Origin of the sequence: Streptomyces sp. C1-1, from assembly GCF_050214755.1 — a bacterium.
Classification (GTDB): Bacteria; Actinomycetota; Actinomycetes; order Streptomycetales; family Streptomycetaceae; genus Streptomyces.
In genome coordinates, this window is sequence record NZ_CP189826.1 from 6,581,653 (window position 1) to 6,607,521 (window position 25,869).

At 71.9% G+C, this 25,869-nt stretch carries 24 protein-coding genes; 14 read left to right on the forward strand and 10 right to left on the reverse strand.

What is annotated here, in order from left to right; genetic code table 11:
* The first annotated feature begins 3 nt into the window (after positions 1 to 3).
* From ACQF4J_RS29980 to ACQF4J_RS29990, 3 genes are read left to right on the forward strand one after another with little or no spacing between them, the layout of a single operon-like run.
* Complete coding sequence (locus ACQF4J_RS29980; protein WP_427168640.1) at positions 4 to 1,182, forward strand: sensor histidine kinase; 1,179 nt, start codon at positions 4 to 6, stop codon at positions 1,180 to 1,182.
* On the forward strand, positions 1,179 to 1,847 hold the full coding sequence (locus ACQF4J_RS29985; protein WP_351568448.1) for a response regulator transcription factor: 669 nt from the start codon (positions 1,179 to 1,181) through the stop codon (positions 1,845 to 1,847). The genes ACQF4J_RS29980 and ACQF4J_RS29985 overlap by 4 nt, the downstream gene beginning before the upstream one ends.
* The gene (locus tag ACQF4J_RS29990; RefSeq protein WP_427167200.1) at positions 1,844 to 3,028 is read left to right on the forward strand and encodes a sialidase family protein; all 1,185 of its coding nucleotides are present in this window, start codon (positions 1,844 to 1,846) and stop codon (positions 3,026 to 3,028) included. The genes ACQF4J_RS29985 and ACQF4J_RS29990 overlap by 4 nt, the downstream gene beginning before the upstream one ends.
* Here the strand turns inward: ACQF4J_RS29990 and ACQF4J_RS29995 are convergent.
* The 5 genes from ACQF4J_RS29995 to ACQF4J_RS30015 are packed head-to-tail and all read right to left on the reverse strand — an operon-like array spanning position 3,025 to position 9,611.
* A complete protein-coding gene (locus ACQF4J_RS29995; RefSeq protein ID WP_351568442.1) occupies positions 3,025 to 3,975 on the reverse strand; it encodes a dihydrodipicolinate synthase family protein in 951 nt (316 codons plus the stop codon). The genes ACQF4J_RS29990 and ACQF4J_RS29995 overlap by 4 nt on opposite strands.
* Positions 3,976 to 4,992: an ABC transporter ATP-binding protein gene (locus tag ACQF4J_RS30000; RefSeq protein WP_351568439.1), complete on the reverse strand. Its 1,017-nt coding sequence runs from the start codon at positions 4,990 to 4,992 to the stop codon at positions 3,976 to 3,978.
* The gene (locus ACQF4J_RS30005) at positions 4,989 to 7,049 is read right to left on the reverse strand and encodes a dipeptide/oligopeptide/nickel ABC transporter permease/ATP-binding protein (RefSeq protein WP_427167201.1); all 2,061 of its coding nucleotides are present in this window, start codon (positions 7,047 to 7,049) and stop codon (positions 4,989 to 4,991) included. The genes ACQF4J_RS30000 and ACQF4J_RS30005 overlap by 4 nt, the downstream gene beginning before the upstream one ends.
* A complete protein-coding gene (locus tag ACQF4J_RS30010; protein WP_351568433.1) occupies positions 7,049 to 8,008 on the reverse strand; it encodes an ABC transporter permease in 960 nt (319 codons plus the stop codon). Before ACQF4J_RS30010 ends, ACQF4J_RS30005 begins: the two co-directional genes overlap by 1 nt.
* A gap of 4 nt (positions 8,009 to 8,012) precedes the next feature.
* Entirely contained in the window at positions 8,013 to 9,611 is a 1,599-nt protein-coding gene (locus ACQF4J_RS30015; protein ID WP_351801790.1) for an ABC transporter substrate-binding protein, read from the reverse strand.
* 229 nt (positions 9,612 to 9,840) lie between these two features.
* Here ACQF4J_RS30015 and ACQF4J_RS30020 point away from each other — a divergent pair, with 229 nt between their 5' ends.
* Positions 9,841 to 10,554, forward strand: a complete 714-nt coding sequence (locus tag ACQF4J_RS30020) for a FadR/GntR family transcriptional regulator (RefSeq protein WP_427168641.1) — start codon at positions 9,841 to 9,843, stop codon at positions 10,552 to 10,554.
* On the forward strand, positions 10,551 to 10,985 hold the full coding sequence (locus ACQF4J_RS30025; RefSeq protein WP_351568427.1) for a protein phosphatase: 435 nt from the start codon (positions 10,551 to 10,553) through the stop codon (positions 10,983 to 10,985). Before ACQF4J_RS30020 ends, ACQF4J_RS30025 begins: the two co-directional genes overlap by 4 nt.
* Here the strand turns inward: ACQF4J_RS30025 and bla are convergent.
* On the reverse strand, positions 10,978 to 11,820 hold the full coding sequence (gene bla, locus ACQF4J_RS30030; RefSeq protein ID WP_351568725.1) for a class A beta-lactamase: 843 nt from the start codon (positions 11,818 to 11,820) through the stop codon (positions 10,978 to 10,980). The genes ACQF4J_RS30025 and bla overlap by 8 nt on opposite strands.
* Positions 11,821 to 11,973: 153 nt before the next feature.
* On the opposite strand from bla, the gene ACQF4J_RS30035 reads away from it, so the two are divergent.
* Entirely contained in the window at positions 11,974 to 13,074 is a 1,101-nt protein-coding gene (locus ACQF4J_RS30035) for an abortive phage infection protein (RefSeq protein WP_427167202.1), read from the forward strand.
* On the opposite strand, the gene ACQF4J_RS30040 is transcribed toward ACQF4J_RS30035, so the two are convergent.
* From ACQF4J_RS30040 to ACQF4J_RS30050, 3 genes are all read right to left on the reverse strand, one after another.
* Positions 13,068 to 14,552 carry an alpha/beta hydrolase gene (locus ACQF4J_RS30040; protein WP_427167203.1) on the reverse strand — a complete coding sequence of 495 codons (1,485 nt, stop codon included), beginning with the start codon at positions 14,550 to 14,552 and terminating at the stop codon, positions 13,068 to 13,070. The two genes, ACQF4J_RS30035 and ACQF4J_RS30040, sit on opposite strands and share 7 nt — an antisense overlap.
* Positions 14,553 to 14,644: 92 nt before the next feature.
* Positions 14,645 to 15,478 (reverse strand): ABC transporter permease, encoded by an 834-nt coding sequence (locus ACQF4J_RS30045; RefSeq protein ID WP_351568418.1) that lies wholly within the window; start codon positions 15,476 to 15,478, stop codon positions 14,645 to 14,647.
* Positions 15,475 to 16,389, reverse strand: coding sequence for an ABC transporter ATP-binding protein (locus tag ACQF4J_RS30050; protein WP_427167204.1), 915 nt, complete (start codon positions 16,387 to 16,389; stop codon positions 15,475 to 15,477). Before ACQF4J_RS30050 ends, ACQF4J_RS30045 begins: the two co-directional genes overlap by 4 nt.
* A gap of 132 nt (positions 16,390 to 16,521) precedes the next feature.
* Here ACQF4J_RS30050 and ACQF4J_RS30055 point away from each other — a divergent pair, with 132 nt between their 5' ends.
* Positions 16,522 to 17,721 carry a sensor histidine kinase gene (locus tag ACQF4J_RS30055; RefSeq protein ID WP_351582294.1) on the forward strand — a complete coding sequence of 400 codons (1,200 nt, stop codon included), beginning with the start codon at positions 16,522 to 16,524 and terminating at the stop codon, positions 17,719 to 17,721.
* A complete protein-coding gene (locus ACQF4J_RS30060) occupies positions 17,718 to 18,389 on the forward strand; it encodes a response regulator transcription factor (protein WP_351582292.1) in 672 nt (223 codons plus the stop codon). Before ACQF4J_RS30055 ends, ACQF4J_RS30060 begins: the two co-directional genes overlap by 4 nt.
* Before the next feature lie 15 nt (positions 18,390 to 18,404).
* Here ACQF4J_RS30060 and ACQF4J_RS30065 read toward each other — a convergent pair whose 3' ends face one another.
* Positions 18,405 to 18,848: a GNAT family N-acetyltransferase gene (locus ACQF4J_RS30065; RefSeq protein ID WP_351582290.1), complete on the reverse strand. Its 444-nt coding sequence runs from the start codon at positions 18,846 to 18,848 to the stop codon at positions 18,405 to 18,407.
* 299 nt (positions 18,849 to 19,147) lie between these two features.
* Between ACQF4J_RS30065 and ACQF4J_RS30070 the strand changes: the two genes are divergently transcribed.
* The 6 genes from ACQF4J_RS30070 (at position 19,148) to ACQF4J_RS30095 (ending at position 25,833) form a co-directional block, all read left to right on the forward strand.
* Positions 19,148 to 19,942 carry an SCO2525 family SAM-dependent methyltransferase gene (locus ACQF4J_RS30070; protein ID WP_351801780.1) on the forward strand — a complete coding sequence of 265 codons (795 nt, stop codon included), beginning with the start codon at positions 19,148 to 19,150 and terminating at the stop codon, positions 19,940 to 19,942.
* A gap of 88 nt (positions 19,943 to 20,030) precedes the next feature.
* Positions 20,031 to 21,881: an SCO2524 family protein gene (locus ACQF4J_RS30075; RefSeq protein WP_351582286.1), complete on the forward strand. Its 1,851-nt coding sequence runs from the start codon at positions 20,031 to 20,033 to the stop codon at positions 21,879 to 21,881.
* A gap of 4 nt (positions 21,882 to 21,885) precedes the next feature.
* Positions 21,886 to 22,803 (forward strand): SCO2523 family variant P-loop protein, encoded by a 918-nt coding sequence (locus ACQF4J_RS30080; protein ID WP_351582284.1) that lies wholly within the window; start codon positions 21,886 to 21,888, stop codon positions 22,801 to 22,803.
* Complete coding sequence (locus ACQF4J_RS30085) at positions 22,800 to 23,789, forward strand: SCO2522 family protein (protein ID WP_427167205.1); 990 nt, start codon at positions 22,800 to 22,802, stop codon at positions 23,787 to 23,789. Before ACQF4J_RS30080 ends, ACQF4J_RS30085 begins: the two co-directional genes overlap by 4 nt.
* 1 nt (position 23,790) lies before the next feature.
* Positions 23,791 to 24,762, forward strand: a complete 972-nt coding sequence (locus ACQF4J_RS30090; RefSeq protein ID WP_351582281.1) for an SCO2521 family protein — start codon at positions 23,791 to 23,793, stop codon at positions 24,760 to 24,762.
* A 36-nt stretch (positions 24,763 to 24,798) separates the two neighbouring features.
* On the forward strand, positions 24,799 to 25,833 hold the full coding sequence (locus ACQF4J_RS30095; protein ID WP_351582279.1) for a DUF6879 family protein: 1,035 nt from the start codon (positions 24,799 to 24,801) through the stop codon (positions 25,831 to 25,833).
* The last annotated feature ends 36 nt before the right edge of the window (positions 25,834 to 25,869 follow it).

Consider the following 25,869-nt stretch of genomic DNA (forward strand, 5'->3'; position numbering starts at 1 on the left):
ATCATGGCGGTGATCAACCGCGACCCGCGCACGGCCCCGCACGGCACCCGCAACGACGCCGTCCTCGCGGCCGTGCTCGCCGCCGGGGCCGTGTGCCTGGCGCTGACCACGGACCCGGCCCGCCGCCCCGACGCGCTCGGCTGGACGCTGCTGCTCGCCGCCCACCTGCCGCTGGTGTGGCGGCAGCGCCGTCCGCTGCTCGTCGCCACGACGGTCCTGACACTGCTCGCCGCCTACCACGCCCTCGACAACAACCACGCCGCTCCCACGCCCGCGACCGTGGTGGCGCTCTACACGGTCGCGGCGACCGGGACGGTACGCCGCACCCTCGGCGTCGGGGCCACCGTCCTGAGCGTGTCCGTGCTGGTCAACCTCTTCAGCAACCCCGCCGGCGCGGTGGAGGTCCTGCGGATCTCCGGCTGGGTCATCGCGGTGCTCTTCTGCGGCATCGACGTCCGCTACTACCGCCAGTACGTGGCCGCGATCGTCGAGCGCGCCGAGCGCGCCGAACGCACCCGCGAGGAGGAGGCCCGCCGCCGCGTCGCCGAGGAACGCCTGCGCATCGCCCGCGACCTGCACGACCTGCTGGCCCACAGCATCACCCTCATCGGCGTCCAGACCTCCGTCGCCGCGCACGTCCTGGCCGCCGACCCCGAGCGGCTGGACCGGGAGACGGTCGCGAAGGCCCTGGACGACATCGCGGAGACGTGCCGGGCGGCGCGCGGCGAACTGAGGGGCACGCTGGAGGTGCTGAGGGAGGCCGACTGCCCCGACGGCCGCGGCCCGCTGCCCGGCCTGGACGGCCTGCCCGACCTGGTGGAGGCCGCCCGGCTCGCGGGCGCGCGGGTGGAGCCGGCGGTACGGGTGGAGCAGGCCCCGCCCGCCGTGGGCGCCGCCGCCTACCGGATCGTGCAGGAGGCGCTGACGAACGCCGTCCGGCACGCCGGCCCCGAACCGGCCGTACGGGTGGAGTTGTACGAGGCGGACGGCGCCCTGCGGCTGACCGTCACCGACGACGGCACCGGGCCCACCCCCGGCACCGCGCCCGGCTTCGGGCTGGTCGGCATGCGGGAGAGGGCCCGCAGCGTCGGTGGCGCACTCGACGCCGGGCCACGGGAGGCGGGCGGCTTCGAGGTGAGTGCCGTACTGCCACTGACGACGACGGGGGAAGAGGACGGATGACCATCCGCGTACTGCTCGCCGACGACCAGACCCTCGTGCGGGCCGCGTTCGCGATGCTCGTCGAGTCGGCGCGGGACATGGCGGTCGTGGGGCAGGCGGGCACCGGCCGGGAGGCCGTGGAGCTGGCCCGCGGCGAGCACCCCGACCTGGTGGTGATGGACGTCCGCATGCCCGACCTGGACGGTATCGAGGCGACCCGGCTGATCGCGGCCGACGAGGACCTCGCCGCGGTGAAGGTGCTGGTCCTCACCACCTACGACACCGACGAGAACATCGTCGAGGCGCTGCGGGCCGGGGCCTCCGGGTTCCTGGTGAAGGACACCCGTCCGGCCGAACTGCTGGACGCCATCCGCACGGTGGCCGCGGGGGAGGCCCTGCTGTCGCCGGGGCCGACGGCACGGCTGATCGAACGGTTCCTGCGCAGCCCGTCCGTGCCGGCCGCGGGCGGACCGGAGTGCCTGTCGGAGCGGGAGCGGGAGGTACTCACGCTCGTCGCCCGGGGACTGAACAACACCGAAGTGGGTGAATCCCTGGGCCTGAGCCCGCTGACCGCGAAGACGCACGTCAGCCGCATCATGGGCAAGCTGGGGGCCCGGGACCGGGCACAACTGGTGATCGTGGCCTACGAGTCGGGACTGGTCACTCCGGGAACCATGGGGCCGTGACCCTCCTGAGCCGCACCCTCCTCGTCAGCCTCGCAACCCTCGCACCGCTCGCCGCGACGACGCACGCCTCCGCCGACCCCGGCTGCACCTCCTCCGTCCCGTACACCTCGGGCGAGGGCGGCTACGACACCTACCGCATCCCGGCGGCCGTCACCACGGCCCGGGGCACGGTCCTCGCCTTCGCCGAGGGCCGCCACGACGGCGCCGGCGACTCCGGTGACATCGACGTCGTCCTCAGACGCTCCACCGACGGCGGCTGCACCTGGGGCCCGCTGCGGGTGGTCGCCGCCGGGGACGGGAACACCCGCGGCAACCCGGCCCCCGTCGTCGACCCGCGCACCGGCGCCATCGTCCTCGTCACCTCGTACAACAGCGGTGCCGTCACCGAGGCGCAGATCATGCGCGGAGAGGCCACCCCGGAGCAGAGCCGGCGGGTGTTCGTGCAGCGCAGCCCGGACGACGGGCGCGGCTTCTCGGCGCCGCGGGACATCACCGCGCAGGTGAAGCGGCCGGACTGGCGGTGGTACGCGACCGGCCCCGGTCACGCGCTCGGCCTGACCCGCGGCCCCCACGCCGGACGCCTGGTGGTCCCCGCCGACCACTCCGTGGCCCCGCCCGCAGGCTCCACCGACACCGGCCAGGAGGCCAGGTACTACGGCGGCCACGCCCTGTACAGCGACGACGGCGGCGCCACCTGGCGCATCGGCTTCGTCGACGGCGCCCACGACGGCCGGGTCAACCCCAACGAGTCGAGCGCCGCCGAACTCCCCGACGGCAGGCTGTACCTCGGCGCCCGCGACCAGAACGGCACGAGCGCCGGCAACCGCCTGGACTCCTACTCCGCCGACGGCGGCCGCACCCTGGAGAGGCCGTACGCCGTCCAGCCCACCCTGGACGAGGTCCCCGTCGTCCAGGGCAGCGTGCTCCGACTGCAAGGCGCCAAGGCTCCGTTGCTGTTCTCCGGCCCGTCCGTGCCGACGGCCCGGCGGGCGATGGCGGTGTGGCGCAGCACGGACGCCGGGGCGACCTTCACCAGGGCACTGACGCTCTCCCCACAGCCGGCCGCGTACTCCGACCTGGTGCCGGTGGACCGTGGGACGGTGGGCATCCTGTACGAGACGGGCGCCGCCGGCCCCTACGAGACGATCGAGTTCCGCCGGCTGCCCGCCGACGGCCTCTAGATGTGCAGGGCCTGGAGCAGGCCGGCCGCCGCGAGGTACTTGCCGACCCGCTGCACCTCCTGCGCGGACAGCGGGATCTGCGGTTCCGCGGTCGCCGGGCAGTCGATCACCCCGCGCAGGTGCAGCGCCGCCTTGAAGGCCCCGAGCGCCGACGAGCCGCCGCCCATCCGCGCCGGGTCCCCGACGGACACCAGGCCGAACAGGGCGCACAGCCGCTCCTGTTCGGCCCGTGCCCGCTCCGCATCGCCCGCGCGCCACAGGCGGTCGAGGCGGACGTAGCCGTCCGGGTCGACGTTGGCGAGACCGGGGACGGCACCGTCGGCGCCGAGCGCGAGGGCCGCGTCGACGACCAGCTCGGAGCCGGTCAGCACACTGAAGCCGGTGATGTCGGGACGGGTGCGGGCACCGGTGACGACCTCGCGGAAGGCGGCCAGGTCGCCGCTGGAGTCCTTGAGGCCCGCCAGCACGCCCTCGGCGGCCAGGTCCAGTACCACGTCCGCGGGAAGCTTCGTCTGGACGGCCACCGGGATGTCGTAGGCGATCACCGGGACCGGGGACGCGGCCGCGACCAGGCGGAAGTGGCGGGCGATCTCGGCCGGGTGGGTCCGCGCGTAGAAGGGCGCCGTCACCACCACCGCGTCCGCGCCGGCCGCCGTCACCGCCGCCACATGGTCCAGCACCCTGGGCGTCGTCATGTCGATCACCCCGGCCAGCACCGGGAGCCGGCCCCCCACATGCCCGGTCACCGCCTCCACCACCAGCCTGCGCTGCGCGTCGCGCAGGAACGCCACCTCTGACGTCGAGCCCAGCACGAACAGCGCGTCGACCCCGGCGCCGACCAGGTGGTCGACCAGCCTGAGCAGGGAGGGGACGTCCACCTCGCGGTCCGGTGTCAGGGGCGTGCAGACGGGCGGGACGACACCGGTGAGCGGGGCGGGGAAGGTCATTCAGGGCTCCCTGGGCTGGTTCTGTCGTACGAGGTCGCGGGTCGAGGCGTCCTCCCGCACAGGATGGTGGCAGCGGAAGCGGTGCCCCGGCGCCGACGCGGCCGAGAAGTCCGGCATGCGGGACGCGCACACGTCGTCCGCCTTCCAGCAGCGGGTACGGAACGGGCAGCCGCTCGGCGGGTGCGTCGCCGACGGGACCGGACCGGTCAGCGGGATGGGGTCGACGGGGTTCAGCAGGCCGGGGGCCGCCGAGAACAGGGCGCGGGTGTACGGGTGCCGGGCCCGGTCGGTGACCTCGGCGGCCGGGGACTCCTCGACGATCCGGCCCAGATACATGGTGATCACCCGGTCGCTCATCCGCCGTACCGTCTGGATGTCGTGCGAGACGAACACCAGGGCCAGGTCCAGGCGTTCCCTCAGATCCAGCAGCAGGTTCAGGATCTGGGCGCGCACCGACACGTCCAGGGCGCTCGTCGGCTCGTCCGCCACCACCAGGGCGGGGTCCAGCGCCAACGCCCGGGCGATGGCGACCCGTTGCCGCTGCCCGCCGGACAGTTGGCCGGGAAGCGCGTCGGCCAGGGCGCGGGGCAGCCCGACCAGGGCCATCAACTCCCGTACCCGTTCCTCACGTCGGGCCCTGGCGCCACGACCGTGCACGTCGAGCGGGTCGCGCAGGATCTGCCGTACCGGAAGACGGCGGTTCAGGGCCGTCGACGGGTCCTGGAAGATCATCCCGGTGGTGCCGCCGACGGCCGTGCGGCGCTCGGCTGCGGACATCGACCACAGGTCACGGCCCTGGAAGGACACCGTGCCCGCGGTCGGGCGCTGGATGCCGACCAGCACCTTCGCCAGGGTCGACTTGCCGCAGCCGGACTCGCCGACCACGCCCACCGTCTCCCCGGGCGCGACGGTGAGGTCGGCGCCGGTCAGGGCGTACACCCGGTCCCGGGTGAACAGGCCGCCGCTGCGGGCCTTGTGCACGACGTGGGCCTCGGACAGTTCGACGATCGCGTTCACTGCACGGCCTCCGGCTCCGATGCCACGAGTTCGACCGCCGGGTGGTGACAGGCCGCCGTGTGGGTGGGGGTGCCCAGCAGGGCGGGCACCGTCGTGCGGCACACGTCCGTCGCCGACGGACAGCGGTCGGCGAAGCGGCAGCCCGCCGGAAAGTCGGCGGGGGAGGGGACGACGCCCCTGATCTGCGTCATGCGGGCGGCCGCCGACTCCAGAGACAGCACACTGCCGAGCAGACCGCGGGTGTAGTGGTGGGCCGGTGCCTCCACCAGATCGGCGGTCACGCCCGTCTCCACGATCTGCCCGCCGTACATCACCGCCACCCGGTCGGTGACGTCGGCCACCAGCGCCAGGTCGTGCGAGACGAGGATCAGCGCGAAGCCCAACTCCTCGCGCAGGCGCAGCAGCAGCTCCATCACCTGCGCCTGCACGGTGACGTCCAGAGCGGTCGTCGGCTCGTCGGCGACGATCAGCCTCGGGTCCCGGGACAGGGCCATGGCGATCAGCACCCGCTGCCGTTGCCCGCCGGAGAGCTCGTGCGGATAGCTGCGCAGGGTCCGGGCGGGGTCGAGCCCGACCATCGTCAGCAACTCCGCCGGGCCACGGCGGCCACCACGCCGTACGACCTGCTTCAGCTGCGCGCGGATCGTCATCGCGGGGTTGAGCGAGGACAGCGCGTCCTGGTAGATCATCGCCATCTCGTGCCCGAGGAGACGGCGGCGTGCGCGCATGGGCTCGGACAGCAACTCCCGCCCTGCGAAGCGCACATGACCGCTGACCCGGGCGCCGCTGGGCTGCAGCCCCATGACCGTCAGCGCGGTGAGCGACTTCCCGCACCCCGACTCACCCACCAGCCCGAGAACTTCCCCGGGACGTACCTCGAAGGAGATGCCGTCGACGATGTCGACACCGCCATGGCGGCCGTCGAACCCGATGGCAAGGTTCTCGACGCTCAAGACCGACGGTGGGGCGGCGCCCCCAAGGGGCGCGGGGCTGTATTGAATGTGCGGCTTCCGCCGCGCGGGCGCGACAAGCCCAGACGCAGCCGCACCCGCCGAACCACCCCCTCCCGCGCGCGCCCGCAACCTCGCCGCCGCCTCCACAAGCCCCGGCAGCGCCAACACCTCCCCGCTCCCCGGCGTCGGCGCCTCCAAGCGGTCCTCGTCGGATGCCACGTCCACTTCCCGCCCGGCCGGCGCGGCCCACGCGTCCGACACCCCCTCGGAGAGGATGTTCAGCGACAGCACGGTCACCAGCATCAGCAGCCCGGGAAAGACCGTGGCCCACCAGCCCCCGGTCAGCACCATGTTCTTGCCGTCGGCGATGACGCTGCCCCACGACGGGTCGGGCGGCCGCACCCCCGCCCCGATGAAGGACAGCGACGCCTCGAAGACGATGGCCTCGGCGACCTGCACGGTGCAGAACACCAGCACCGGGGCGGCACAGTTGACCGCCACGTGCCTGAGCACGATGTGGGGTGTCCGCGCGCCGATGACCCGTTCCGCCGTGACGTAGTCCTCGCCGTACTGGTCGAGGACGTTGGCCCGTACGACGCGCGCCACCGGCGGTGTGAACAGGAACGCGATCGCGCAGATCAGTACCGTGATGCCGCCGCCGAACACGGCCACCAGCACGGCGGCCAGCGCGATGCCGGGAAACGCCATCACCACGTCCAGGCAGCGCATCAGCGTCTCGTCGACTGCCTTGCGGGAGGTCGCCGCCACGGCGCCGATCAGCGCGCCGACGACCAGCGCCAGGGCCGTCGCGCCGAGGCCGATCGCCAGCGACCAGCGGGCCCCGTACATCAGCCGGCTGAGAATGTCCCGGCCGAGGCTGTCCTGGCCCATCCAGTGCTCGGCGGAGGGGTGCCCGGTGCCGCCGACGGGCTCCTGCTGGTCGAGCGGGTCGTCCGGCGCGATCAGCGGGGCGAGCACCGCCACCAGGACCACCACCGCCAGGAAGCAGAGGGCGGCCTTCGACAGCGGGGGCAGCCGGCGCGGGCCGCGCAGGCGGATGCCGGGGCGGGCGAGGACCTCGCTGAGCCGTGCGCGCGTGAACATCAGGTCGCTTCCCTCAGTCGCGGGTTGACCAGCAGATACAGCACGTCGATGACGAGGTTGACGACGACGAAGCCGGTCGCGGTGGTCAGGACGACGCCCTGGACGACGGCCGGGTCGCCGTTCTTCACGGCGTCGATCATCAGCTTGCCCATGCCGGGCAGCGAGAAGATCGTCTCGATGACGACCGCGCCGCCGAGCAGATAGCCGACCCGCAGGCCCAGGACGGTCAGCGGGTTGATGAGGGCGTTGCGCAGTACGTTGCGGCCCACGACGACCCGCGGCGGCAGCCCGCTGCCGATCGCCGTGCGGACGTAGTCCTTGTCGAGTTCCTCGACCACCGACGTCCTTACGACGCGGATGAGTTGGGCCGCCACCGGCAGGGACAGGGCCAGCGCCGGCAGGGTCATCGTCTTCAGCCAGCCGGTGAGGGAGTCGGCGGGGTTGATGTAGCCGCCGGTCGGGAACCAGCCCTGGTCGACCGCCAGGTACTGGATCATCAGCAGCGCCAGCCAGAAGCCGGGGGCGGCGACGCCGGTGAGGGAGACGACGCGGATGATCTGGTCGGGCAGCCGGTCCCGGTAGATCGCGGCCGTCACTCCGCCCAGCAGCGACAGGACGACCGCGATGCCCAGCCCCAGGAAGGTGAGTTGGAGGGTCAGGGGCAGCGCGGTGGTGACCTGGTCGACGACCGGGGCGCGGGTCAGGGCGCTGGTGCCCATGTCGCCGTGGAGCAGGTCGCCGACGAAGTGGACGTAGCGGACGGGCAGCGGGTCCAGCAGGCCGTTCCGTTCGCGGAAGTCGTGCAGTTGCCGCGGGGTGGGGTTGGCGCCCTGGAAGAACGCGGAGGCGGGGTCGACGTCCGAGAAGCGCATCACCAGGAACACGAAGAGCACGATGCCCAGCATCAGCGGCACGAGCAGGGCGACGCGGCGCAGCAGGATGCGCAGGACGGCGATCATTCCGTCAGGCCCATTTCGCCTGCAGCAGGTTGATGCCCGGGTAGGGCTGTGCCCTTATGCCGGTGAGCTTCTGCGGGTCCCAGGCCGTCATCAGCTCGTTGTGGACGACCGGGTAGAGCACGGCCTGTTCGGCGACGGTGTCGATGTAGTCCTGGACCATCGCCTTCTTCTTCGCCGGGTCCGGCTCCCGGGTGGCCCGGTCCATGTCCTTGAAGAGCTGCTTGGCGACGGCGTCGCCGGCCCAACGGGTGTAGTTCATCCAGAGGTTGGTGGGGCCGTAGTTGTAGTGCATGATCAGGTCGGCGTCGAGGCCGAACTGGTTGGGGTTCGAGGCGGCGGCGACGACCTGGTAGTCCTGCTTCTGGTCCATCTTGGTGAAGACGGCGGTCGTCTCCTGCGGGTCCAGGGTCGTCCGTACGCCGATCGCGTCCCAGGACGCCTTGATGGTGGGCAGGCAGTCGACGATCCAACTGACGTTCACGGCGAGGATGTTGATCCTCAGCCCGTGGACCCCGGCCGCCTTCAGCAGGGCCTTGGCCTTCTCCGGGTCGTGGTCGTAGACGGTCTTGGCCCGCCGGTAGGCCGGGTTGCCCTCGTTCAGGAACGACGTCGAGGGCCTGCCGTGGCCCTTGAGCGCCACCTCGACCATCTTGCCGGTGTCGATCGCGTAGTGCAGGGCCTGGCGCACCCGCACGTCGTCGAACGGCCTGTGCGCGGTGTTGAACATCAGGAACAGGTTGTTCATCCCGGCGCCGCCCCCGACCGTCAGCCCGCCGCTCTGCAGCTGCTTGATGTTGGCGTACGGGATGTTGTCGGAGATCTGCGCGCCCGCGCTGGAGCCCGAGATCCGGGCGACGCGGGGGGCCGCGTCCACGATCGTCAGCCAGTTCATCCTCGCGAAGGCCGGCTTGCGCGGTCCGTTGTAGTCGTCGAAGGCGGCGAAGGTGGTGTTGGACTTCGGGTGGTGGGCGGTCTGCCGGTACGGCCCCGAGCCGATCGCGAGCCCCGCGGTCGCCTTGTCCCAGGCGCCCGGCTTCGAGAAGACGTGCCTCGGCATGATCTTCGCCAGGGTCAGCCGGGAAAGTCCGTCCGGGAAGGGGAACTTGAGCACCAGCTCGACGTTGCGCTCGTCGATCCTGCGGACCTCCTTCAGCCAGCTCGCGAAGAAGCCCTTGGCGAGGGTCTGGGTGTTCGGGTCGAGGATGCGGTCGAAGACGAACACGACGTCGTCCGCGGTGACCGGCTTGCCGTCGTGGAACTTCGCCCCGGCCCGCAGCGTGAACCTCCACGACGTGGCGTTCGCGTCCTTCGGAATCCGTGTGGCCAGGGCCGCGTACGGCTCGCGGGTGATGGGGTCGGTGTCGAGGAGGCCCTCGTAGATGTGGTTGTTGGCGGCCATGCAGAAGGCGGACGCGGTCTGAGTGGGGTCCCAGGAGCCGTCGTTGCCGTAGCCGATGACGGCGGTCAGCGTGCGGTCCTTGCCGCCCGTGCCGCCGGTGTCGTTGGTGGACTGGGGCCCGGAGGAGCAGGCCGACAGCGACGCGGAGACGGCGGCGGCCGCACCCAGCGCGCCGGTGTGCTTCAGGAAGGTCCGGCGATGCACGGTTCCTCCAGCGGGAGAGGTCCAGCGAGGAGTTGCCTCGGTGGCTAGGAGATACGACGTCCTACGTCCTGTTCGTCAGCCGCGACCCTAGGAGCGGCCCAGGGGGCGGTCAAGGGATCGCACACGAATGGCGTAGCCGTCAGAGGTCGCACCAATGGCGCTGTGAAATGGCGGGAGTTGACGCACGTCGACCCCGGACATGGGACGTAGGACGTCCGGCGCGCGTACGATGCGGCGCATGCCCGCGCAGCCAAGGAACACGGAGACCGGCAACAGCCGTATCCGGCGCGCGGTCGTGCAGCTCATCCTCGACCGCAGACTCCGCCCCGGCGCCGCGCTGCCCACCGAGGCCGAGCTGATGGAGGACCTCGGGGTCAGCCGCAACTCCGTGCGCGAGGCCCTCAAGGCCCTGCAGGCCCTCGACATCGTCGAGATCAGACACGGCTACGGCACCTACGTCGGCGAGGCCTCCCTCAGCCCGCTCGTCGACGGGCTCACCTTCCGCACCCTCGCCCGGCACGACGACGACACCGGCGCCCTCGCCGAGATCCTCCAGGTACGGGAGGTGCTGGAGGAAGGCCTGATCCGGCGCATCGCGGGGACGGCCGACGAGGCGGAGCTGGACGCGCTGGAGGCGGTCGTGTCCCGGATGGAGACCGCGGTCCGCGCGGGCCGCCCCTTCCCCGAACTCGACCGGCAGTTCCACGAGTTGCTCTACGCTCCGCTGGGCAACCCGCTCGTGCCCCAGCTCCTCGGCGCCTTCTGGACCGTCTTCCGCAGGGTCGCCGCGGCCCGCGGCTGGACGGCGGACCCCCGGCCGGAGGTGACGGTCCGCCGGCACCGGGACATCGTGGCGGCCCTGCGCGCACGGGACGCCGCGGGCGCCCAGCGGGCCATGGAGCACCACTTCCGGGGCATCGAGGCCCGTACCCTGACCCGATGACGGACACCTGGCGACCCACCGATCCCGGTGTGCTGCGACTGCCGTCGGGCCGGCTGGTCCGCGGCCGCGGCCTGCGGCACCCCCTCGACCCCGCGGCGCCCACCCCCTCGTACGCCCTCTACCTCCTCGGCCGCCGACCGCCGTCCGTGCCCTGGGAGTTCACCTGGCTGCGCTGGCCCGACTTCCGCCTTCCCGCCGACCGCCCGGCCGCCCGCGCCGCCCTGGCCGGGGCCTGGGAGCGGGCGGCGGGCGAGCGGGTCGAGGTCGCCTGCGGAGGCGGCCGCGGCCGCACCGGCACGGCGCTGGCCTGCCTGGCGGTGCTGGACGGCGTCCCGGCCGAGGAGGCGGTGGACTTCGTACGGCGCCACTACGACCGGCGCGCGGTGGAGACACCGTGGCAGAAACGGTACGTGCGCGGCTTCGCTAGCTGAGAGCGTCCGCCACCACACCGGCCGCCGAGGCGATCAGGGCGTTGTCCCAGGCGGCGTCCTGAGCCGGCTTGGTGGACAGGACGGCCAGCACGATCGGGGCGCCGTGGGGAGTCCAGGCCACGCCCACGTCGTTGGTGGTGCCGTACGAGCCGGAACCCGTCTTCTCGGCGACCGTCCAGGTCCCGGGCACCCCGGCGCGGATGCGGGCGCCGCCGGTCGTGTTGTTCAGCAGCCAGTGCGTGAGCAGGGCCCGGTCGGGCCGGTCCAGGGCGTCGCCCAGCAGCAGCCGGGCGTTGGTGCGGCCGATCGCGCGGGGGCTTGTGGTGTCCGTGCGGCGCTCCGGCTCGGCCGAGTTGAGCTCCGGTTCCCAGCGGTCCAGGCGGGTGACCGGGTCGCCCAGCGAGCGGGCGAAGCCGGTGATCGCGGTGGGACCGCCCAGCTCGCGCAGCAGGAAGTTGCCGGCGGAGTTGTCGCTGTGGCGGACGGCCGCGTCGCAGAGCTCGGCGATCGTCATGCCGTGCGCGAGATGCTCGTCCGTCCCGGTGACGGGGGCGCCGTCCACGAGGTCGTCCCGGGTGTAGTGGATGCGGCGGGACAGCACCTCGCCGTGCCGGTCCAGGTCGCGCAGGACGGCCGCGGCGGCCAGGGTCTTGAACACGGAGCAGAGCGGGAAGCGCTCGTCGGCGCGGTGGGCGACGGTCCGCCGGGTGCGGAGGTTGTGCGCGAAGACGCCCAGACGGGCGCCGTGTCGCCGCTCCAGTTCGGTCAGGCGGTCGGTGGTGGCGTGGGCGGGGGCGCACGTCAGGAGCGCGGTGACGGTGGCGGTTCCGGCCATGAGGAGGCTGCGTCGGGCTGGGATCTTGCTCTCCTTCGCTCGGGGCTCGTCGACGATCTCTTCAGTGAGCGACGCCGTGGGTCGTCCCATGGTTGCCCGGCCGTAGACCATCGGCGGACGGCGGCGCGCGGCCGCCGTCGCCACAGTGGAGGCATGGAGAAGACGAAGGGGATCAGCCGGGCGCGGTTCCTGGCGGGGGCGGCGGCCGTCCCGCTCGCCGTCGCGAGCCGCTCGGCCGCGGCCGGCGAACGCCACGGTCTGCGCCACCGGGGCGTCGTCTACACCGTCGGCGAGGGGGAGACGCCCGGCACCGCGTGGAGCGCCGCCCGGATGCGCCGGGACATCCGCGCCGTCCGCGACGAACTGCACGCCGACACCGTCGACGTCACCGGCGACGGCGTCGAACGCCTCACCGCGACCGCCGCCGAGGCCGCCGAACGCGGACTGCACGTGTGGCTGCAGCCGACGCTCGCGGACGCCCCAGAGCGGGACATCCTGGAGCACCTGGCCGAGTGCGGCCGGTTCGCGGAGCGGCTGCGACGGCAGGGCGCGAGCGTCGACTTCAGCGTGGGCTGCGAGTTCTGGCTGTTCGTCCCCGGCATCGTGCCCGGCGCGACGGTCCTGGAACGGGTGGAGAACCTGCAAAAGGGCGACTTCGACCCCGTGCGGATGCAGCGCCGCCTCGACCGCTTCACCGCCAGGGCGGCGGCCCTCGGCCGGTCCGTCTTCCGGGGCCGGCTGAGCTACGCCGCCGCCCAGGACGACCGTGTCGACTGGCGCCTCTTCGACGTCGTCGGCATCGACTACTACTCCTTCTTCCGCCACCACACCGACTATGTACGGGAGTTGAGGCGTTACCTCCGCTGGGGCAAGCCCCTCGCCATCACCGAGTTCGGGTGCTGCACGTACAAGGGCGCACCGCAGGCGGGCGGCATGGGCTGGGACGTCGTCGACTACGACAAGGGCGAGATCAAGGGCCGGCTCGTGCGCAGCGAACACACCCAGGCCGCCTATCTGACCGACCTGCTGGGTGTGTTCGAGGCGATGGGCCTGTACGCGGCGATGGCCTTCGAGTTCGTCACCCCGGACGCCCCGCACCGCGCCGACGACCCGCGCAAGGACCTCGACATGGCGAGCTACAGCATCACCAAGACCGTCAAGGACTGCCCCGACGACCCCGGTTCGGACTGGCACTGGGAGCCGAAGGAGGCGTTCCACGCACTGGCCCGCCGCTACGGCGGCCGCGCTCAATGACAGGTGACGTCCGCCCCGGGCCGCTCACCGGTGGCCAGGAAGCGGGACACCGTCGCGTCGCCGCACGCGGTGCCGTTGGCCAGGTAGGCGTCGTGGCCGGTGGAGTCGTTGACGACCATCACGGCACGGCGGCCGAGGGCGGCGCGCAGCTTGCGGGCGCCGCTGAGGGGAGTGGCCATGTCCCGTGCGTTCTGGATCATCAGGATGTCGGCGGGCCCCCGGTCGGTGACGCGCACCGGTGCCTCCTGCGGCCGGTAGGGCCAGGCGGCGCACAGCATCGCGTTGCGGGGCATGCCGGCGGTCAGCGGGTACGCGGCACGGCTCGCGGCCACGTCCTTCCGGTACCCGGACGCCTCCCGGGGCCAGGCGACGTCGTTGCAGATGGTGGCGCCGGCCACCGAGTACACGTTCCGCAGGACGTCCTCCGGCGGGGACTCCGGCGCGGGCGGCACGGTGCCCTGCCGCGCGGCCAGGATCAGCTTCGCCAGATCCGGCCAGTCGTCGGGGTCGTAGAAGTCGCCCATCGTCGTCTGGCGCAGCACGTTGCCGTTCAGCTCCTGCGGGTTGGCGCCGGGCCAGGGGATGGGTGCGCGGTCCAGCCGCGCGGCCAGGCGCAGGAAGAGCGGCCTCACCTCGGCGGCGGTGCGGGCGAGCCGGTCCGGGTTGCCGGGCTCGGCGGCCCACTCGGCGAACTCGGGGAAGACGTCCTCGACGCCGGTCTCGAATCCGGCGAGGAAGGCGCGCTCGGCCAGCACCGGGTCCGGATTCACATTGCTGTCCAGGACCACACGGTCGGTGCGCGCCGGGAACATCGTGCTGTAGGCGGCGCCGACATAGGTGCCGTACGACTCGCCCCACAGCGACAGCCTGCGTTCGCCCAGCGCGGCCCGGACGCGGTCGATGTCGCGGGCGTTGTTCCGGGTGCTGATGTGCCGCACCAGCTCACCGCCGTTGCGGGCGCAGGCGTCCGACATGCGGCGGGCGGCCGCCATGTTGGCGTCGACGGAGCCGTCCGCGGCGGGCCAGGGCCGCAGCGTGGTGGCCCCGAGGTCGGCGTGCTCCCAGCCGCAGTCGACCGCCGTGGAGGGGGCGTTGCCGCGCGGGGCGATCCCGATCAGGTCGTAGCGGTCCCGCACGTCCTCGGGCAGCCTGCGCCCCTTCTGCGAGGGGTCCTCCAGGCCCGAGCCGCCGGGTCCGCCGGGCACCATCAGCAGGGCACCGCGCCGCCGGGCCGGATTCCCGGCGGGGATGCGGGAGATGGCGACGTCGATCTTCGGGCCGTGCGGGTCGGCGTAGTCCATCGGCACGGAGACCGTCGTACACCGCTGGCGTGGATCCAGGCCGCTGCCCTCGCACTTGGTCCACTTCAGGGCCGCGGGCGGTCCGCCGGCCGCGGACGCAGGGAGCGGGGTGAGGGCGCCGAGGGCGACACCGGAGGCGGCGGCGATCAGCGCGAGTCGCTTCGTCATCTGCTTCATGACCATGAGGCTCCCGGACCCGCCGCGCGCGTCCCATCCGGTCAACGCCCCAGTGCGCAGGGGGGTTTACCTCAGCCCCGCCCCCTGGTTTCTCATACGTCCCGCCGGTCCACGACCACCACCGTCAGCACCGCCGAGACCCCCGCCCACACCGCGAACACGACCCAGGCCCCGGCCACCGTCGTGGGATACCTGGGGACGAGCGTGAAGGGATGGGTGCCGTACCCGACGTCCACCAGCCGGACCCAGGCGTTGAAGGGAAGGGCGTTCCTGACACAGGCCGTCCAGTGATAGCGCTCGGTGACGAAGGACGGCAGGAGCAGCAGCACGAACGTGGTCAGCACCATCGTCGTCGCGCTGTGGCGGACCACCGCCCCCAGCGCCATCCCCACCAGCGCGCTCACCGGTGCCAGCAGCGCCGACGCGGCGACCACCCGCCAGGCACCCGGGTGGCCGATCGGCACGCCCGCGCCGCGGCCGTCGAGGATCGCCTGGGTCACCGCGTACGAGGCGCCCGCGACGACGGCGCCGTACACCGTCATCACCGCCGTCACCACGGCCACCTTGGCCGTCATCAGCGCCCGCCGGTCGGGCACGGCGGTGAACGTCGTACGGATCAGGCCCGTCGCGTACTCGCCGACGACCGCGATCGCGCCGATGCTCGCGGCCGCCAGCACCAGCATCAGCGCGGCGCCCTGGGTGAAGGCGTCCCGCAGCGCCCAGTACCCGAAGTCGCGCAGGACGGGCCCGCTGTAGTGCGGGTAGTTGGTGTAGTCGGCGCGGGCCGCGTTCGCGTTGAAGGCCACCAGCGCCGGCGCGCTGGAGCCGAGGGCCCAGTAAGTGGAGCGCAGGGAACGGAATTTGATCCACTCGGCGGCCAGAAGGTCGGTGAAGCGGGCGGGCGGCAGGGCGAGGGCGGTCGTCATCGGGTCTCTCCTGCCGCGTACTCGACGCTGTCGGCGGTCAGTTCCATGAAGGCCGTCTCCAGGGAGGCGGCCTGGGGCGTCAACTCCCACAGCAGCAACCGGTGTTCGTGTGCCAGCTCACCCACGCGGACCGCGTCGGCCCCCTGCACCCTCAGCGTGTCGTCGTCATGACGCTCCACCGCCGCGCCCTCCTTCGCCAGTACGGCGGCCAGGGCGCCCGAGTCCGGCGACCGCACCGTCACCGTCGGCGCCGTCCCGCGCGCGGCGAACTCGGCCAGGCTCTCGGCGGCGATCAGCTCACCCCGGCCGATGACGACGAGCTCGTCGGCGGTGTGCTCCATCTCGGACATGAGGTGACTGGAGACGAACACGGTCCGCCCCTCGTGGGCGAGCCGCCGGAACAGCCCCCGCACCCACAACACGCCTTCCGGATCGAGCCCGTTGAGCGGCTCGTCGAACATCAGCACCGGCGGGTCGCCGAGCAGCGCGGCCGCGATGCCGAGCCGCTGCCTCATGCCGAGGGAGTAGCCGCCGATCCGGCGCTCGGCCGCCGCCTCGGTGAGTCCGACCTCGGCCAGCACCTCGTCCACCCGCCGCCGCGGGATGCGGTTGCCGCGGGCCAGCGCGTGCAGATGCGCCCGCGCGCTGCGGCCGCCGTGCACGTCGTGCGCGTCGAGGAGGGCGCCGACGTGGTGCAGTCCGCGCGGGTGGCGGCCAAAGACGTGGCCGCCGATCGTGGCGGTGCCGGCGGTCGGCTCGACGAGCCCCAGCAGCATCCGCAGCGTCGTGGTCTTGCCCGCGCCGTTCGGGCCGAGGAAGCCGGTGACACGGCCGGGGCGGACGGTGAAGGACAGTTCGCGTACGGCGGTCGTGGGGCCGTAGCGCTTGGTGAGCTGCTCGACTTCGATCATGCGACCACGGTCGCGCGGGCGGCGGCTGCCGGACATCGGGCGGGAGCCGACACTCCTGGCGGTCGCCTGTCGACCCTGGTTGTACGTCCATGGGCCGATGACCGGCCCGCGCCCCCGCCCTACGATCGCGTCATGCCCCCAGCCCCGCCTCCGCCGCCCCTGGTCAAACGCGTCTCGCCGGCCGCGTGGACCGCTCTCGTGTGGTGCGCGAGCACGCTGTTCACCCTGCTGACGACCTTCCGGCTGCCCGGCGAGACGGAGCCGGCGCAGTGGCCGGCGGCGCAGCTCTACCGCTGGGACGGGCTGACGTTCCTGGCGCTGTCGACCGTGCTGGCCGTGCAGGGCGGCCGGCTGCTGCACCGCAGGCCGCTGCTCGCCGTCACCCTGACGATCCTCGCCGGGATCTTCGAGACGACCACCCTGGGCGTGGGCGAGCTGCCGATGGCGCAGTACCTCACCACCATGGTGGCGCTGTACTTCGTCGCGGCCGCCCATCCGCGGCGCACCGGGCTCATCGCCCTGGCCCTGTCGGTCGGCACCCTCGTCCTGTACCTCGCCGTGCGGATGCTGCGCGGCTGGGCCGCCGGCACCTCCGCCGAACTGGCCGTCGCCCTGGTCACCGTGATCGCCTGGCTGCTCGGCAACTCCGCGCACGAGTCCCGAGCGCACGCCCGGCGCCTCGGCGCCGAGCAGGCGGCCCAGGCGGTCACCGCCGAACGCCTGCGCATAGCACGGGAGATGCACGACACGGTCGCCCACAGCATCGGCATCATCGCCCTGCAGGCCGGCGCGGCCTCCCGGGTGGCGACCGCGCACCCCGAGGCCGCCCTGACGGCGATGCGGGCGGTGGAGAACGAGGGACGCCGGACGCTCGCGGGACTGCGCCGGATGCTGGTCGCCCTGCGGGCCGCGGACCCCGAACAGGGCCCGGACACCGTCCCGGCGGGTCTGGCGGACGTCGACCGGCTGGCGGCCACGACGACCGCGGCGGGCGTCCGGGTGGAGGTGCGCCGGCTGGGCGAGCCGTGCCCGCTGCCGCCCGACATCGATCTGTCGGCGTTCCGGATCATCCAGGAGTCGGTCACCAACGTCGTACGGCACGCCGGCACCCGCGCGTGCCGGGTCACCGTCGACTTCCGCGACGAGGGGGAACTCGCCGTGGAGATCACGGACGACGGCCTGGGACGGGGCAGCTCGACCGACACGGGCTTCGGTCTGGTCGGCATGCGCGAGCGAGTCGCCCTGCTGCACGGCGAGTTCACCGCGGCGCCGCGCGTCGAGGGCGGCTTCCGCGTGGCCGCCCGGCTCCCGCTGCCGGAGGTCGCCCGATGACGGCGCAGACGGCCGCACCGCCCGTCCGGGTCCTCCTGGTCGACGACCAGGAACTCATCCGGACCGCGCTGAGCATGGTCATGGCCGACCTGGAGGACGTGGAGGTCGTCGGCGAGGCGGCCGGCGGCGAGGAGGCGGTGGGGCTGGCCGGTGAACTCGCCCCGGACGTCGTGGTGATGGACATCCGGATGCCGGGCATGGACGGCATCGAGGCCACCCGCCGCATCACCGGTACGCAGGGCGACACACGCGTGGTCGTCCTGACGACCTTCGACGACGACGCCTACGTGTACGGCGCCCTGCGCGCCGGCGCGTCCGGCTTCCTGGTCAAGGACATGGCCCTCGACGACATCATCGGCGCCGTCCGGGTGGTGGCGGCCGGCGACGCGCTGATCGCCCCGAGCGTGACCCGCCGCCTGATCCACGACTTCGCCGCCCGCCCCGAACAGCGGGGTCACCGGCGCGAGTTGACGGGCATCACCGACCGCGAACGCGAGGTCCTCACCCTCGTCGGCAGCGGTCTGTCCAACGCGGAGATCGCCGCGGAGCTGTGCATCAGCGTCGCCACGGCGAAGACGTACCTGACCCGCCTGCTCGCCAAGCTGGACGCCCGGGACCGGGTGCAGCTGGTGATCCTGGCGTACGAGGCGGGACTGGTCTCCCCTTGATGCGCGGCCCCCGCCTCACAGCCCCAGCGTCATGATCAGCCGGTCCTCCCCGGGCCCGAAGTAGTGCTTGTGGACGCCCCCTTCGAAGTCGAAGCCGAGCGAGCGGTACAGGGTGATCGCGGCCGCGTTCGTCGGTTCCACGGTCAGCCGGACCTGGTGGACGCCCTCCGCGCGTAACCGGCGCAGCACCTCCAGCATCAGCCGGCGCCCCAGTCCGCGCCCGCGCAGGTCGTGGGTGATGGCGAGGCTCTTGATCCAGTTCACGTAGCCGTCGGAGGTGGTGACGAACAGGACGTAGCCGTGCAGGCTCTCGCCGTCGTCGAGGACGAGGATGCGGTCGGCGTGGACGTCGTAGGCCTGGCGCAGTTCGAAGTAGTGGTACGGCTCTTCGGGGAAGGCTTCCTTGTCGAGGCGGTGGAGCTCGGGAAGGTCGGCCTCGACGACGCCTCTGAGCGTCATCGGCCGGTCCACGCGGCTCGCTGTGGAAGGAAAACGTTTCTCTGGAAGAGCCGTCATGCCGCCCCCCTGCGGGATGGGAGTCAAGGACACGTTGACACCCGTACGGGTGGTACGGGCGAGACGCCTGTCTGTCTGCCTTTCCGGAGTGTTCGGCAGAGTTCCGACCATCTTGAGCGGGACAATCCGGCCGTTCAAGCCCGGATCAGGTCGCATGAATGCATTCGCCACCATGCGCCCCCGGTGCGCCCCGCGTGACCGAAGGACATGACGCTAATTCCCAGGACTGGTACCGTGGTCAAATGACCTTGAGATCGTCGGGGGATGTCCAGGTGCAGAATGCCGACGCGCCCTGGGATTCATTCGACCCGATCGCCTACGTTGATCACAACTACCGCGACTTACAGGCAGAGGACGCGGAGATCCTGAATATCCTTCGGGAACATTTTGGCGGTCATTTCCGGAACCAGGGCCTCGGACCGGTATACGGCATCGACGTGGGCGCCGGTGCGAATCTCTATCCCGCGTTCTCCATGATGCCCTGGGCCGACGAGGTCACCCTCTTCGAGCGCTCGCCGGGGAACGTGCGCTACCTCGAGGGTCAGCTCGACTCCTACGACAAAGCCTGGGACCCGTTCTGGGACGCCCTGCGCGAGCACGAGGCGTACGCCTCCCTCGACTTCGACCCCCGCGAGCGCTTCCGCAAGGTCGCCAAGGTCGAGCAGGGCAGCATCTTCGGTCTGGAGCGCTTCGGCGGGCGCTGGTCGGTCGGGACCATGTTCTTCGTCGCCGAGTCGATGACCGCCGACCCCCGGGAGTTCGCCCTGGGTGTCGAGCGCTTCATGGGTGCCCTCGCCCCCGGCGCCCCGTTCGCAGCCGCCTTCATGGAGCACTCGAAGGGCTACCACGTCGGCGACCATTTCTTCCCGGCCTGCGATGTCGGGGAAACCGAGGTCCGCGAGAGCCTCGAACCATTCGCCGGGCCCTTCGAGGTGCAGCGGTTGAAGGCCGAGCCAGGTGTGCGGGACGGATATTCGGGAATGATCCTGGCCCACGGCTGGCGAAAGAATACGGACGCGGAAATTCCGGCCGTCTGATCAGTGGTTCTTCGACACTGCGGATCTTCACAACAGAAGAGGGACATTCCTCTAGTGACGGCAGTGCGGCCTGTGTGAGGGGCATGGGATGCAGATCAAGCCACGCCAGCATCTGCTGGACATCTGGCAGGCCATCGGCCGCCACTCCTTCGAACAGGGGCAGTGGGTCTGGGGCGAGTGGGGCGGGAGGAGCAGCGTGGCCGACGCGGAGCGGCTGCTCTGCCTGCTGTACCCGGCCACCGAGCTCCCCGAGTTCCGGCTGGACGACCCCGACACCACACAGGCGGACGTCCACCATGCCCTGAAGCGGGGCGGCGGCCGGCTCGACCTGCCGGCCAACCTGGTCAGGGCCGCCTCCGAGTTCATGAGCACGCACACCGGCGAGGACAAGAGGCCCACGTTCGCCGGGGGTTACTACTTCGGCTCCGGGGACAAGTCCCAGGAGCTCTCCGAGGAACAGCGCCGACTCGACGTCGTCGACTCGTTCTCCATGTCCATCACCCTCTGCCTGGCCACCCTCGGCTTCCTGAAGATCTACGAGACCAGGACCAGACGCACGGACATCCAGGAGACGATCGCCGAGCTGCGCGCGGCCACCGGCGCCCGGCTCACCGCCGCCATGGTGGGCCTGCTGCGCTCCTTCACCGTCAACGCCTTCGACACCGACTCCGACCAGGGCCGCAACCTCAGTGAACTCCTCGGCCAGGGACGGCTGTCGCAGCGCCAGGTGCTGACCATGTACCAGAGCCGCTTCCGTGCCCTGCGCGCCGCGATCGTCGAGAGCCTGTCCCTCGGCATCGACGTCGAGGAGGGCCTCAAGGACGAGAACCAGTTCTTCGAGTGCGGCTGGGCCTGGGGCCTCGTCAAGGACGCCCCCGAGGTCGAGACCGACGAACCCATCGGACCGCAGCCCAAGGGCGTCGCCCGCGCGGTGCCGTACCTGTACTTCACCGTGGTCGCCCTCGACGGCATCCAGGACCTGTTCTCCGAGCGCACCCTCACCCTGGGCCTGCTCAACGCCGAGCAGCAGAAGCTCGCCGAGGCGCTGAGGCTGCGCTGGGAGCTGACCCAGCAGTACTGGTCCGGCATCGCCCGCTTCGACCCCGACCGCTGGCCGCTGGAGGACATCCCCTGGCGTACGACGGGACAGGAGCTGGAGTCCGAGTACTTCTCCCTCTCCGTCGCCGCCATCCTCGTCCACGACCTGATGCGGCGCCGGGCCACCGACGACGACCTCGCCCGCACCGTGACCGTCATGGAACGCCTCGCCGAACGCGGCCGTATCACCAGCCGGATGACGCGCGACGACCCCAAGGTCTTCGAACTGCACAACGCGGGCGTCAAACTGCCCCTCCAGGGCGGCGAACACCTCGGCGCGCCCATGACCTGGTCCCTGCACGACTTCTCGGCGCAGCTGCTGAAGCGGACCATCCAGCTGCGCACCCTCTCGCGCAACCTGGCCTCGCACGACCGGCTGCTCAGCCTCGCCGAGGACGCCTTCGGCCACATGTGGCGACGCCGCATCCGGGACGGCGAGGGCACCGGCCTGTGGGACAACGTCCACGCCGCCTACCCCGGCGCGGAGATCGTCACCCGCAAGGTGCCGGTGTCGTGGAACATCACCGAGCGGGTCGCCGAGGTGATGGTCCAGGTCCACGAGATGTACCGGCAGCCCCCGGTGCGCAGCTCCGAACTGAGCGAACTGGCCGGGGCGTTGCTCAGCGAGGCCGCCCACCTGCTGGGCAACGAACAGATGGAGGCCGCTCCCTCCGACGACGGACGGCACGGGATGCAACTGAGGAACATCGAGGTCAAGCTGCGCCGCGCCCGCGATCTGCTCGACCAACGGCCCGGCACCGCCTACGCGTTGGCGCTCGACGTGCTGGGCCAGCTCGACGCGCTCACCCGGGCCCGCGAGGCCGCGGCCCAGGGACGGTGACGGCGTGCTGATCTTCGCCGCCTCCGACAAGGGGGGCACGGGCCGCTCCGTCACCAGCGCCAACCTCGCCTACCACCGGGCGCTGGCCGGGGACGACGTCTGCTACCTCGACTTCGACTTCGGCTCGCCCACCGCCTCGGCCGTCTTCGACGTCACCGACGCCCGCCTCGCCATGGAGGGCGGCGGCCTGCACTCCTACCTCGACGGCCAGGTCGTCGAGCCCGAACGCATAGACGTCTGGGCCGTCACCGAGCACCAGGTGCTGCGCGACCCGCCGCCCGGCTGCGGACGCCTCGTCCTGATGCCCGGCGACGTCGGCGGCGGCGAGTTCGCCACCACCGGCGACCACGTGCGGCTCTGCGCCGACCTGCTGCTGAAACTCTCCTACGAGTTCGACCTGGTCTTCGTGGACCTGAGCGCGGGCCGCTCGTACGCCGTCGACATGGTCCTGGAGGCCACCGCACGGCCCGAGATGAGCCACGTCACCGCCCGCTGGCTGGTCTTCCACCGCTGGACCCGCCAGCATGTGGCGGCCGCCGCGAGCCTGGTCCTGGGCGAGCGCGGCATCGTCTCCGCGGGCGTCGACCGCGGCCATGGCAAGGAGGAGCTGCGCGGCGCCATCCGCTTCGTACGGGCCGCCGTGCCCGACCCCGAGTCGCCGCTGTGGTCCCAGGTCTCGCCCACCCAGTCGGCGTGGCTGCGCAAGGCCGACGCCGACCTCAAGCAGCTCGCCTCCACCCACGGCATCGGCTACAGCCAGGTCCTCGGCTCCATCCCCCTCGAACCGGTCCTGCAGTGGCGTGAGCAGCTCATCACCGACGAGGACGTGCTCGACAGCCAGATCGCCAACATGGAGACGTGGCAGGCGCTCAGCCGGCTGGCCGCCCGGCTCACCGACGACAAGCACTGGGAGCAGGCGTGACCGAGGCCGTCTTCCGGGAGACCACGGCGCAGCCCCGCACCCGGTCCGTGCAACTGTCCCACCTCTCCCTGGAGTTGGGGCATCTCTACATGGAGGACTTCGAGGCGGGCCCGGACCGGCTGCGCGAGCACTTCGCCGAGGTGCGGGTGTGGGTGGAGGCCGTCCGGGCCTCCGTCGCCCGCCGCACCGGCGACAAGCGGCCCCGCATCAGCACCTGCTTCCTCATCGACGACTACTTCACCCGCTTCTCGACACCCGCCGAACTCGTCCCCCTGGTGCTGGAGGAGGCCGAGAAGGCGGGCCTGGCGATCGACTACCTGGCCCGCGAGTCGGGCTGCGCGGTGGCCGACCGGATCGAGATCGCCGAATCCGTCGCCCACCGCCTGGTCGAGTCGCCGCCGCCGGGCAGCAACGGCTCCCGCCCGCCCGTGGGCCAGACCGGCTGGCTCGCCAACGGCCGGCGCACGCCCACCACCGAGCGCGCCGCCCTGGGCGAGGTCAGGAGCTGGCAGCCGCCGGAGGAGACCGCCGCCCGCAACCACTCCGTGTTCATGGACGTCGAGCTGTGGTCCGAGCAGGACGGCCGGCGGCTGTGGTCCTGCCCGTTCCTGGCCGCCGTATGGCAGCTGGCCCGGCTCGGTCTGTTACGTCACCTCGGCGAGCCGGTGCTCGTCCCGCGCCCCAGGGACGGCGAGGAGTTCCCGCACGACTGGGACCGGCTGCCGCCCCTGCTCCAGCTCAACCCGCGGGCCACGGCCTTCAGCGCCTACCGCACCTGCACCCTGCTGCCCAACCGATTCCTGGCCGTCGAGGACGCCGTGCGGCTCATCCTCGACCAGACCCAGGTCGACGCCGAGGCCCTGCGCCAGGTCACCGAACGCTCCAGAGGCGAGAAGGTCGAGGTGCCGGACGCGGTCGCCCAGCGCGCCACGTACATCTTCTACGAGGACCCGGCGGCGGCCGGCCCGTCGTCCGGCGGGCGCTGACATGACGAGGCCCTCCGGACAGCCCGCGCCCCCGGCCCTCGCCTGCGGCGAGGTGCGCACCTGTCTGCTGCCGTCCTTCCAGGCGCTGGACGGCCGGGCCGCCGCCGGGCTGCTCAGACTGCGCGCCGACGAACACGTCCGGGTCTCCGAGCGGCCCAACCTGTACGCCCTTTCCCCCGAGACGCTGACCGGAGTGGACTGCCGGCTGCCCACCGCCAACGGCACCAAGGTCCGCGCCGTCGGCACCGTGGCCGCCCGCGCGGCGCTCACCGAGGGCCGGCTGCTGCAGGCCACCGCCTACTTCGGCGTCCCGGCCACCGGCCCCGACACGCGCCGCCCGTGGGGGCACTACCTGGTGCGGCCCGGTGTCGTCGAGCCGTTCGGCAGGCTGCCCGAACAGTCCACCGCGCAGGGCGTGCTGGAGGGCGCGGGCCGCGGGGAGCTGGACCTCGGGGCGATCGCCGAGGCGCTGCTGGCGCGGCTGCTGCGCCATCCGCTGCTGGACCGCAAGGTGCCCTTCAAGTCCCGTCGTACGCACCTGCGTTGGGTCGCCAGCCGGGTCCCCGAGGGGGAGCGGGCGGAGCTGACCCGGTTCACGCTGGCCGAGGACGGCCTGCGGACCGTGGAACTGAGGCTGCCGGAGAACACACCCCTCGCCGCGGCCGCGGGGCTGTGCGAGGACCTCGCGCTGCACGACTGGCTTTTGACGACGGTGGTGCACATGCTGGAAAGCAGTCGGCTCGCCGCGGCGGACGGACCCGCGGCGGTCCAGGCCCTGCGCCCGGCCGTCGACCATCTGCTGCATCTGTGGATGCCGCACGCGCGGGTGGACCGCTCGCTGGTCCACCTGTGGGAAGCACTGGAGCGGGAACCGGGGTTCACCCGCCAGTGGCAGAACCAGGTCCAGCGCATCCGGGACCAACTGGCCGTCCAGGCGATCCCGTTGCTGCACCAGGCACTGAGCACCAACTGAGGACGGCACCAACCACCTACCCGACGGGGGAGACACGTGAGCGGAGCGTCGTTAGGGACAGGGGACAACGGGGCGGGACTGCCGCGGCAGGGCATACCCAAGCTGTTCTGGAAGATCCTCATCACAGCGTCGGCGGCGGGCGGCGCCTTCCTGCTGACCGTCCTGCTGAACGGGGACGACAACAACATCTGGCAGTGGGTGGCGTCCATCGTCCTCGGCAGCGCGACCCTGATCGTCCAGTACCTCGTGGACTTCGGCGAGCGCCTCGAGGTGGTCGAGAGAAGCCAGCGCCGGCACATCGACGACATGAAGCAGAGCCTGGCCAACCACCACGCGGAGATGCGGGCGGCCGTCGACCAGAGCTTCGCCAAGATCAACGAGGCGACGGAGCTGTTCAGCAAGGTCGACGGCTCCGTTCTCCGCTCCGAGGAGGTGACGCGGCTGGTCAAGGCGTACACGCAGGTCGGCGACGAGGCGCCGGGGATCGTCAAGAGCTTCGCGGAGGAGGAGCTGAAGCGTCTCGCCGAACTCATGGAGGACCTCATCAGCGGTCGCGCGGACTCCTCTTTCGAGAATCACGAATGGCTGATCGACCTCGCCCTGTGCGTCAAGAAGACGCTCTACGCCACCAGTACGACCGTCGACCGGGATTTCTGGTCCAGTGAGCCCGCCAAGCGCTATCTGGGGGCGCAGGAGAAGGCCATCAAGACCCGCGGCGTGGAGGTCCGGCGGCTGTTTCTGGTGGACGAGCCGGACGAGGTCACCGAGGCCCTGAGGCAGATCTGCCAGCGTCAGCGCAGGCACGGCATCGACGCGCGGATCGGCGTGCAGTCACAGCTCGATCCGGGCGGCACGGTGATGGACTTCATCATCTTCGACGGCGAACTCTGCTACGAAACCCGGCCTGATCACCACGTCAGGCCCGACATGACGATGCTCAGGATGAAGCGGGAGCACGTCGAGGACCGCATCAGCCAGTTCGACGAGCTGTGGGCGGCGACGGAGCCGGAACCCGAGCCCGAAGCGGAACCGGGCCGTGCGCCCCGCCGACTGCGCCGGGTCGCCGAGTGAAATAATCCGAATACCATAAACCTCTTCGGCTGCGCC